Raw genomic sequence first — 1,961 nt, 5'->3', positions numbered from 1 at the left:
ATCGAGAAGTTGGCCATGTGCTCCAGGCCTTTGATCAGCGCCGAGTGGTCCCAGTTGCCGCCGCCGAGGGCGACGCAGGTGCTGAACACTTGCTGGGCGTTGGAGGTGTTGGGCAGGTTGATGCCTAGCTCCTTGGCGCCTTGCAGGGCCAGGTTCAGGTCCTTCTGGTGCAGGTTGATGCGAAAGCCCGGGTCGAAGGTGCCCTTGATCATGCGCTCGGCATGCACTTCGAGGATTTTCGAGGAGGCGAAGCCGCCCATCAGCGCTTCGCGGACCTTGGCCGGGTCGGCGCCGTTCTTGGCGGCGAACAGCAGGGCCTCGCCGACGGCCTGGATGTTCAGGGCGACGATGATCTGGTTGGCCACCTTGGCGGTCTGGCCGTCGCCATTGCCGCCGACGCGGGTGATGTTCTTGCCCATGGCCTCGAACAGCGGCAGGGCGCGTTCGAAGGCGTTCGGGCAGCCGCCGACCATGATGCTCAGGGTGCCGGCCTTGGCGCCGACTTCACCGCCGGAGACCGGGGCGTCCAGGTAGGCGGCGCCGGTGGCCTTGATCTTCTCGGCGAAGACCTTGGTGGCGGTGGGCGAGATCGAGCTCATGTCGATCACGATCTTGTTCGGGCCAACGCCTTCGGCCACGCCGTTTTCACCGAACAGGACGGCTTCGACCTGTGGGGTGTCGGGGACCATGACGATGATGAACTCGGCTTCCTGGGCCACGTAGGGCAGGTTGAACTGCGCGCCCACGGCCAGCTCTTCGATCATGAACTGGAAGTCGTAGTCACCCGACAGCGCGACGACCTTGCGCTTGGGATCGGCCTTGACCACGCCCAGGGCGGCGGGGATGGTCCAGCCCAGCGGGCCGGCCTGGCCGCAGTTGATCCAGTGACGCGGCTTGTACACGTGCAGGAACTGCGCGCCGGCGATCTGCGACAGGCCGATGGTGCTGACGTAGCAGGTGTCCTTGCCGAACACTTGGTTCATCTCTTCGTAGACGCGCTGCGGCTTGACCGGCACGTTGTCGAAGTGGGTCTTGCGCTGCAGGCTCGACTTGCGCTGCTGGCAGTCCTGCAGCCACTCGCCGCGGTTCTTGAGCTTGCCGGCGGCCTTCCACTCGCGGGCCACTTCGATGAAGGCATCCAGCGCGGCGCCGGCATCGGAGACGATCCCCAGGTCGGGGGTGAACACGCGGCCTATCTGGGTCGGTTCGATGTCCACGTGGATGAAGGTGCGGCCTTCGGTGTAGACGTCGACCGAACCGGTGTGGCGGTTGGCCCAGCGGTTGCCGATGCCGAACACCAGGTCGGACTTGAGCAGGGTGGCGTTGCCGTAGCGGTGCGAGGTTTGCAGGCCGACCATGCCGACCATCTGCGGGTGGTCGTCAGGGATGGTGCCCCAGCCCATCAGGGTCGGGATGACCGGCACGCCGGTCAGTTCGGCGAACTCGACCAGCTTGTCGCTGGCGTCGGCGTTGATGATGCCGCCACCGGCGACGATCAGCGGGCGCTCGGCTTCATTGAGCATGGCCAGGGCCTTCTCGGCCTGGACGCGGTTGGCCGCTGGCTTGTGGACCGGCAGGGGTTCGTAGGCGTCGATGTCGAATTCGATCTCGGCCATCTGCACGTCGAACGGCAGGTCGATCAGCACGGGGCCCGGGCGGCCGGTGCGCATTTCGTAGAAGGCTTTCTGGAAGGCGTAGGGCACCTGGCCCGGTTCCAGGACGGTGGTGGCCCACTTGGTCACCGGCTTGACGATGTTGGTGATGTCGACGGCCTGGAAGTCTTCCTTGTGCAGGCGTGCGCGCGGGGCCTGGCCGGTGATGCAGAGGATCGGGATGGAGTCGGCCGAGGCACTGTACAGGCCGGTGACCATGTCGGTGCCGGCAGGGCCGGAGGTGCCGATGCACACGCCGATGTTGCCGGGGTTGGCGCGGGTGTAGCCCTCGGCCATGTGCGAGGCGCC

Annotated in this window: 2 pseudogenes; both read right to left on the bottom strand. The window is 66.2% G+C overall.

The annotated features are described in order from the left end of the window. A pseudogene (locus ABFA30_RS21370) lies at positions 1 to 719 on the bottom strand (NAD-binding protein); the annotation flags it as partial. Beyond that, positions 717 to 1,961 (bottom strand): annotated as a pseudogene (gcl, locus tag ABFA30_RS21365) (glyoxylate carboligase); the annotation flags it as partial. The pseudogenes gcl and ABFA30_RS21370, both read right to left, overlap by 3 nt.

Origin of the sequence: Pseudomonas sp. HLMP (assembly GCF_046365545.1) — a bacterium.
Classification (GTDB): Bacteria; Pseudomonadota; Gammaproteobacteria; order Pseudomonadales; family Pseudomonadaceae; genus Aquipseudomonas; species Aquipseudomonas guariconensis_B.
The sequence above is the reverse complement of the archived record's forward strand: the minus strand, read 5'-3'. Positions and strand labels throughout refer to the sequence as shown.